Source organism: Amycolatopsis sp. NPDC006131 (assembly GCF_040614175.1).
GTDB classification, from domain to species: domain Bacteria; phylum Actinomycetota; class Actinomycetes; order Mycobacteriales; family Pseudonocardiaceae; genus Amycolatopsis_E; species Amycolatopsis_E tucumanensis.
Window position 1 is genome coordinate 37,146 of record NZ_JBEXTX010000071.1, and the last position, 7,020, is coordinate 44,165.

Below are 7,020 nucleotides of genomic sequence, written 5' to 3' on the forward strand. Positions count from 1 at the left end.
TCGGCAAGCTCCGGGCGGGGGAGATCTGTGTCACACAGTGATCCGCCGTGCTGCCACGACGCCCGCGAGGCCGAGTGCCGCGGTGCCGGCGAAGACCGCGAGGAACGCCGCCGGTGCCGCGCCTTCGGCGGCGATGAGCGCGCCGCCGAGTCCACTCGCGACAGCGGTGGCGAGGGTCTGCGCCAGCTGGAGCGCCGCGCTGACCGAGCCCTGCTGCCCGTCCGGGGCGCGGCCGAGGGTTTCGGTGGTGGCGGCGTTGAACGCGACACCCATGCCTGCCCCACCGATCACCCAGCCGAGCACCGCGACCAGCCCGGGGCCGACGAGCACGCCGTAGGCCAGCACCGCCACCCCGGCCACCAGGACCGCGAAACCCAGAGCCACCGCCGCCCGCCGGTTGTGGTCCCACTTCGCCTGCGCCGCCGATCCGGCCACCCAGCTCAGCGCCCCGGCCGACAGCCCCAGCCCGGCCTCGAACGCGCTCACGTGCCGCAGTTCGGTCAGCCCCAGCGGCAGGAACGCCTCGGTGCCGAAGTACACCGCGCACAGCAGGAACCGCACGACCACCCCGGCGGGCACCCCGCGCCGGACGACGAGCGTCCCGGCCGGGGTGACCTGCCGCAGCGCCAGCACGGCGAGGACGAACCCGGCGGCGGCGAGCGGAACCAGCACCGCGACCGTGTGGAGTTCCAGTGCGGCCAACAGGATCGCGGTGCCTGCGGCGAGCGCGACGCTGCTGACGAGCGGCCGCCACCGAGAGGACTCCGAGGTTGTGGCGGCCGGCCGTGCCAGTCCGGGGAGCGTGCACCAAGCCGCGACCCCGGTGAGCGGGATCATGGCGAGGAACACCCACCGCCAGCCTGCCGAGCTCGCCACCGCCGCCGCGACGACCGGCCCGACCAGCGACGGGATCGTCCAGGCCGAGGACAGCAGGGCGAACATGCGCGCGCGCAACCGTTCGGGGTAGACCAGCCCGATCAGCGTGTAGGCCATCGCCATCACCGCGCCGACCCCGAGGCCCTGCGTGAACCGGCCGAGCAGGAACAGCGGCCACGACGGGGCAAGGCCGGCCAGCGCGCTGCCCAGTGCGAACGCGACCAGCCCGGCGGCCAGCGGACGGGCCGCTCCACCCCGGTCGGCGGCGTGACCGGCGAGGACGGTGCCGACGATGTTGGCGAGCATCAGCGCGGCCAGCGCCCAGCCGTAGGAGCCGAGGCCGCCGAGCAGGCGGGAGATGTCCGGGAGGATGGTCGCCACCCCGAGGGATTCGAGCGCGACCAGTCCGACGGTGAGCACGATGCCGACGGTGCGGGCCCGGTAGCGGGCCGAGAGCACACCCTCGGCAGCCGAGGAGACGGTCATGACGGCTATTATGTTCCGTACCGAAACGAAATGGAAGTGCTAGGGTGACGCTGTGACGAGCACCCGGGCCGGACGGCCACGCGACGAGCGCATCGACGGAGCCGTCCGCGAAGCGACGGTGGACCTGCTGAACGAGGTGGGCTACGCGGCGCTCACCCTGGAGGCGGTGGCGAGCAGGGCGGGCACGAGCAAGCCCGCGCTACGCCGCCGCTGGCGAGGACGGCAACACTTGGTCGTCGACGCGCTGGTGGCCACGGTGGGCGCGGTACCCACGCCGGACACCGGGTGCACCCGCTGCGATCTGATCGCGGGGATCGGGACGCTCAGCGAGGCCTTCACCACCAGGATCGGACGGCGCGTGCTGCCCGCGCTGGTCGCCGACCTCGCCGACGATCCGGAACTCGCCGAGGTGTTCCTGCGCGACTACTTCCACACGCGACGGACGTCCACCGCAGAGGCGTTGCGCCGGGGCATCGAGCGCGGCGACCTCGACCCGGACCTCGACTTCGACCTCGTGCTCGACATGCTCGCCTCGACCACCTACTACAGGGTCCTCTTCGGACACCTGCCGGTCACCGATCGCCTGGCCGAGCAGGTGGTGGACGTGGTGCTGACCGGAGTCGCCGCGCCGGGGTGGCTCGGCTGCGGTCACCGGCCGGGGTCGCCGGGGCGGACCAGGCCGGACTCGTAGGCGATGTGCACCAGCTGGGCGCGGTCGCGCGCGTCCAGTTTGGACAGCAGGCGGCTCACGTAGGTTCGGGTGGTGGCCGGGCTCAGGAACAGCCGCCCGGCGATCTCGTCGTTGGACCGGCCCGCGGCGACCTCGGCGAGCAGTTCCCGTTCCCGCTCGGTCAGGCGCGCCAGCCGCGCCGGGTCGGTGCGGTGGCCGCGCGCCACCGCCGCCATCACGCGCCGGGTGACCGACGGCGACAGCAGCGCGTCACCGGCGGCGACCGTCCGCACCGCGGCCCGCAGGTCGTCCGGCTCGGTGTTCTTCAACAGGAACCCCGAGGCACCGGCGCGGATCGCGTCCAGGATGTGCTCGTCGGTGTCGAAGGTGGTCAGCACGACGACCCGCACGGCGCGCAACCGCGGGTCGGCGACGATGCGCCGCGTGGCCTCGATGCCGTCCACGCCGGGCATGCGGATGTCCATCAGCACGACGTCCGGCCGCGCGGTGAGCGCGAGCGTCACCGCCTCCGCGCCGTCGGCGGCCTCGCCCACGACGGTGATGTCGTCGGCGCGGGCGAGCAGCGCGGACAGGCCGGCCCGCATCAGGTGCTGGTCGTCGGCGAGCGCGACGCGGATCATCGCCGCTCCACCGGCAGGCTCGCGTCGATCCGGAAACCCGCGCCAAGGCGGGACTCCAGCGTCACCGAACCGCCCAGCAACTCGGCCCGGTCCCGCATGCCGTCCAGGCCGCGGCCACCACGGGCGGGCAGTTCGGCGCCGGCGCCGTCGTCGCAGACCTGGATCCGCAGCCGGCCCGGTTCGTAGCGCAGCCGCACCTCCGCCTTGCTCGCCCGGGCGTGACGGAGGCAGTTGGTCAGCGCCTCCTGCACGATCCGGTACGCCGTGGTGTCCACGGCAGCGGGCAACGCGACCGGTTCACCCTCGGTCGACACGGTCACCTCCAGACCACTTCGGACGGTGGCGGTCACCAGCGCGTCGAGGTGGCGCAGGCTGCCTACCGGGGCGCGGCCGGTGTCGTCGGTCAGCAGGCCGAGCGTGGTCCGCAGGTCGTGGGCGGCTTCGTCGGCGGCCAGCCGGAGGGTCGCCAGCGCGGACCGGGCCGCGTCCGGGTCGTCGTCGAGGGCCTCGGCGGCGACACTGGCCTGCACCGACACCACCGCCAGCGTGTGCCCGACGGCGTCGTGCAGGTCCCGCGCGATCCGCAGGCGTTCCTCCTCGACCCGCCGCCTGGCCTCCCACTCCCGCTCCACGGCGGCCTGCCGCGCGGTGCGGCGTTGTTCGGCGCGCAACGCCCCCAGCGCGATCGCGCTCAGCATCAGCCCCACCGTCGAGGCGAGCTCGAACCCGAGCAGGTAGTCCGGGTCCTCCCCCTGCCGCAACCGGAAGAACGTGCTGACCAGCACCAACCCCGCCGCCGTCACCGCCGCGACGCGGGCCCGGCCGGCCTCGGCCGCGGAGAACAGGGCGGCCGCGACGGGCAGCGCGAGCCCGACCGGCGGGTAGCCGGCCGCGTGGTAGGCGAGCAGCCCGGCCGCGGTCGCGGCCAGCGCCAGCACCGGGAACCGGCGGCGCACGAGCATCAGCGCGCCGAGGCACACCGCGAACAGGTACGCCACCGGATCGGGCGCCCGTGCGCCGCCGAGGTCCATCGCGATGGCGACGGCCACCACGGTGGAGGTCGCGACCCCCAGAGCGGCGTCGGCGAGCACCCGCTTTCGCTCGCTCACGTCCCGAGAATAGCCAGGTCCCCGCCCGCGCACAGTCGCCGGATGTTGACTGTGCGATCGCCTGCGGACGGACGACGGGTGGCGCGGACCTGCCTAGTTTCGGCTCGCATGAGAACCCTGGGTGTCGCCATCCTCGGCCTGTTCGCGGGCCTCGCGGTGGGATTTCTGGTCTTCAGCGAACTCGTCGGACGGCTGGCCGCGCGGGACGGCCAGGTCGACGCGCCCTGGACGTTCGTGATCGGGTTCGGGCCGCAACTGCTCGCCGTCGCGGGCGCCGTCGCCGCCGTGTTGATCGACCAGCGGAGGCGGAACCGGTGAACCTGTCCCGGCGTGACCTGTTCCGCGTCACCGCGGCCGGCCTGCTCGTGGCGGGCTGTTCGAGCGGCGGCGCGAACACCGAGACCGAGTCCAGCGCGGGCACCCTGTTGCGCAGCGCGGCGAAACTTCCCGAGCCGTTCACCGTGCCGCTGCCGGTGCCGCCGGTGCTGCGGCCGGTCCGCCCCGGCAACTACGAGATCACCCAGCGCGCCGCCGAGGTGGAGATCCTGCCCGGGCTGCGCACGACGGTCTGGGGGTACGACGGGATCTTCCCCGGCCCCACGATCGAATCCCGCCGCGGCGAGACCACCGTCGTCCGGCACCGCAACGAGCTCGGCGTGCCGGTGGTGGTGCACCTGCACGGCGGCCGCACCCCGCCCGAGCACGACGGCTACCCGCTCGACCTGGTCGCGCCCGGCGCGGTCCGGGAGTACGTGTACCCGCTGGACCAGCCCGCGGCCACGCTCTGGTACCACGACCACCGGGCCGACTTCACCGGCCCGCAGGTCTACCGCGGGCTGGCGGGGTTCCACCTGGTGCGTGACGACGAGGAGGACGCGCTGCCCCTGCCGCGCGGCGAGCGCGAGGTGCCGTTGATGATCACCGACCGGTCGTTCGCTGCGGACGGCTCGTTCGCCTACCCGTCGGTCGACCCGTCACTGCTCGGGCAGCCGGGCGTGACCAGCGACTTCGTCAGTGGCGTGCTCGGCGACTGCATCCTGGTCAACGGCGCGCCGTGGCCGGTGATGGAGGTCGAGGCCGCGCGTTACCGGTTCCGGATCCTCAACGCCTCCAACGCCCGCCGCTACCGGCTCGCGCTGGACCCGCCGGGGCCCGGGTTCACACAGATCGGCGGCGACCAGGGGCTGCTGGCCGCGCCGGTCCGGCACGAGCGGCTGCAGATCGCGCAGGCCGAACGGTACGACGTGGTGATCGATTTCTCGGCGTATTCGCCCGGCCAGGAGGTGACGCTGGTGAACCGGCTCGGCGACGGCGGCACAGCGCGGGTGATGCGGTTCGTGGTGACCCGCCGGGCGCGCGACGACAGCGCCATCCCGGACCGGTTGGCCGACGTGCGGCCGCTGTCCCGCTCGGATGCCGTGGCGGAACGCGAGTTCACGTTCCGCCGCGGCGGGGCCGAGCACCACGGGATGACACTGTGGACGGTCAACGGGATGCCGTTCAGCGCGGACGGCGTCGTGGCCGAGCCGGCACTGGGCACGGTGGAGCTGTGGCGGTTGCGGGCGCAGAACGTGCCGCACCCGATCCACATCCACCTCGCGCCGTTCCAGGTGCCGGGCACGGCGCACGGCTGGAAGGACACGGTCGACCTGGGCAACGGCGACCAGGCCGAGGTGCTCGTCCGGTTCGAGGGTTATCGCGGGAAGTACGTCCTGCACTGCCACAACCTCGAACACGAGGACATGATGATGATGGCGAACTTCGTGGTCCGGTGAATGGGCTGGTGCGGTGACTCACTCCTCGCCGTCGAACTCGAAGGCCTCTTCCAGCATCTCGCCCATGATCATGCCGCCGACGACACCGGCCGCCGCGCCGGCCACCATGCCGCCGACGCCCATGCCGCGGCCGTGACCGTGGTGGCCGTGGTGGCCCGGGTGGTGCCCGCCGAAGGCCGGGTTGCCGAACGCGGAGTGCCCGCCGCGCTGGGCGGCTTCGGTCAGCCACTGCCCGATGAGCGCGGCCCAGTCGGCGTTCTCCGCGTCCTGGTGCGACATCTGGAAGCGGCCGAACGAGTCGCCACCGGCCTGCATGAAGCGGCCCCGCCGGTCGGCTTCGAGCACGACGGCGAGATCGTGCGGCCCGGCGACGAAGGTCAGCTCGACCTCGTTGATCCGCCCGGCGAACTCGGCCGGCGGGAAGAACTCGAGCTCCTGGTAGAAGCCCAGCTCCTGGCGCACGCCGTAGAGGCGGCCCGCTTCCACGTCGGCGTTGCGGAACCGGAACCCGAGCTGCCCGAACGCGTCGAGCACCCGGTCCTGGGAGGGCAGCGGGTGCACGTGGACCGGGTCGAGGTCACCCTTGTCGGGCGCGCCCGAGATCACCAGCTCGGTCCGCACGCCCACGGCCATGCCGTGCAGGAGCGAGTCACCGACCGCGGTGATCGGCGTCTCCCACGGCAGGCGCAGCTCGAACGGCACCGTGACCAGCTGACCGGACGGCACCCGAACGCCCTGCTGCACGAGCTGGCGGTGGAACTCCCCGGTGGCCGCGGACTCGTGCCCGCCGTGCTCGATCTCGACCCGCGTGACCAGCGACAGGACGACCTGGTCGATGGCCGCGTCGGCGCTGCCGCCCTGGATCCGGACCTGCCCCGTGACCACCTGACCGGGCGCCGAGTGGCCCGAGTCGAGCACGGTGTCGACCGACGGCCCACCGACGCCGAAGGCGCTGAGCATCCGCTTGAACATGGACAGTTCCTCCTGGGGATCCGGACAAAACAGGCTCAAGATCGAGACTACCGGCAGCAAAACCCCGCTCACCACCAGGAACCCGGCAACGAAAGCCAGTCACCCCCACGAGTCGCACCGCGCACCCGCCCGAGCGTTATCCGGCAGCGTCCGGAAACTCACCGCACGAAGCCACCCGTCACCCCCCACGAGCCGCACCGCCGACCCGCCGGAGCGTCGTCCGGCAGCGTCCGGAAACCCACCGCACGAAGCCATCCGTCACCCCGACGAGTCGCGCCGCGCACCCGCCTGAGCGTCGTCCGGCAGCGTCCGGAAACCCACCGCACGAAGCCACCCGTCACCCCCACCCAACAGCCACCCGGCAACGCCACGCACCAACCCCTCCGAGCCACCCCCCTCCCGCAACCCGATCCCCAGCCAAATCGGTTGCCGAGCCACCGGGTCAAGCCACGCTTTCCCGGCTTGACGCGGTGTCTCGGCAACCGAACACT

The 7,020-nt window shown here is 73.1% G+C and carries 7 protein-coding genes; 3 read left to right on the forward strand and 4 right to left on the reverse strand.

Annotated features, from left to right (window positions below; all coding sequences use genetic code 11):
• Window positions 1–30: 30 nt before the first annotated feature.
• Window positions 31–1,362: an MFS transporter gene (locus tag ABZ215_RS29430; RefSeq protein ID WP_354953215.1), complete on the reverse strand. Its 1,332-nt coding sequence runs from the start codon at window positions 1,360–1,362 to the stop codon at window positions 31–33.
• Between the two features lie 52 nt (window positions 1,363–1,414).
• On the opposite strand from ABZ215_RS29430, the gene ABZ215_RS29435 reads away from it, so the two are divergent.
• The gene (locus ABZ215_RS29435) at window positions 1,415–2,053 is read left to right on the forward strand and encodes a TetR/AcrR family transcriptional regulator (RefSeq protein WP_354953217.1); all 639 of its coding nucleotides are present in this window, start codon (window positions 1,415–1,417) and stop codon (window positions 2,051–2,053) included.
• On the opposite strand, the gene ABZ215_RS29440 is transcribed toward ABZ215_RS29435, so the two are convergent.
• The gene (locus tag ABZ215_RS29440; protein ID WP_354953219.1) at window positions 2,011–2,673 is read right to left on the reverse strand and encodes a response regulator transcription factor; all 663 of its coding nucleotides are present in this window, start codon (window positions 2,671–2,673) and stop codon (window positions 2,011–2,013) included. The two genes, ABZ215_RS29435 and ABZ215_RS29440, sit on opposite strands and share 43 nt — an antisense overlap.
• Window positions 2,670–3,782 (reverse strand): sensor histidine kinase, encoded by a 1,113-nt coding sequence (locus ABZ215_RS29445; protein ID WP_354953221.1) that lies wholly within the window; start codon window positions 3,780–3,782, stop codon window positions 2,670–2,672. Before ABZ215_RS29445 ends, ABZ215_RS29440 begins: the two co-directional genes overlap by 4 nt.
• A 108-nt stretch (window positions 3,783–3,890) precedes the next feature.
• Here ABZ215_RS29445 and ABZ215_RS29450 point away from each other — a divergent pair, with 108 nt between their 5' ends.
• Together ABZ215_RS29450 and ABZ215_RS29455 are read left to right on the forward strand one after the other, a co-directional pair.
• Window positions 3,891–4,100, forward strand: coding sequence for a DUF5957 family protein (locus ABZ215_RS29450; protein WP_020417526.1), 210 nt, complete (start codon window positions 3,891–3,893; stop codon window positions 4,098–4,100).
• A complete protein-coding gene (locus tag ABZ215_RS29455; RefSeq protein ID WP_354953223.1) occupies window positions 4,097–5,557 on the forward strand; it encodes a multicopper oxidase domain-containing protein in 1,461 nt (486 codons plus the stop codon). The genes ABZ215_RS29450 and ABZ215_RS29455 overlap by 4 nt, the downstream gene beginning before the upstream one ends.
• Before the next feature lie 18 nt (window positions 5,558–5,575).
• On the opposite strand, the gene ABZ215_RS29460 is transcribed toward ABZ215_RS29455, so the two are convergent.
• On the reverse strand, window positions 5,576–6,529 hold the full coding sequence (locus ABZ215_RS29460) for a sporulation protein (protein ID WP_237338070.1): 954 nt from the start codon (window positions 6,527–6,529) through the stop codon (window positions 5,576–5,578).
• Window positions 6,530–7,020: the final 491 nt, after the last annotated feature.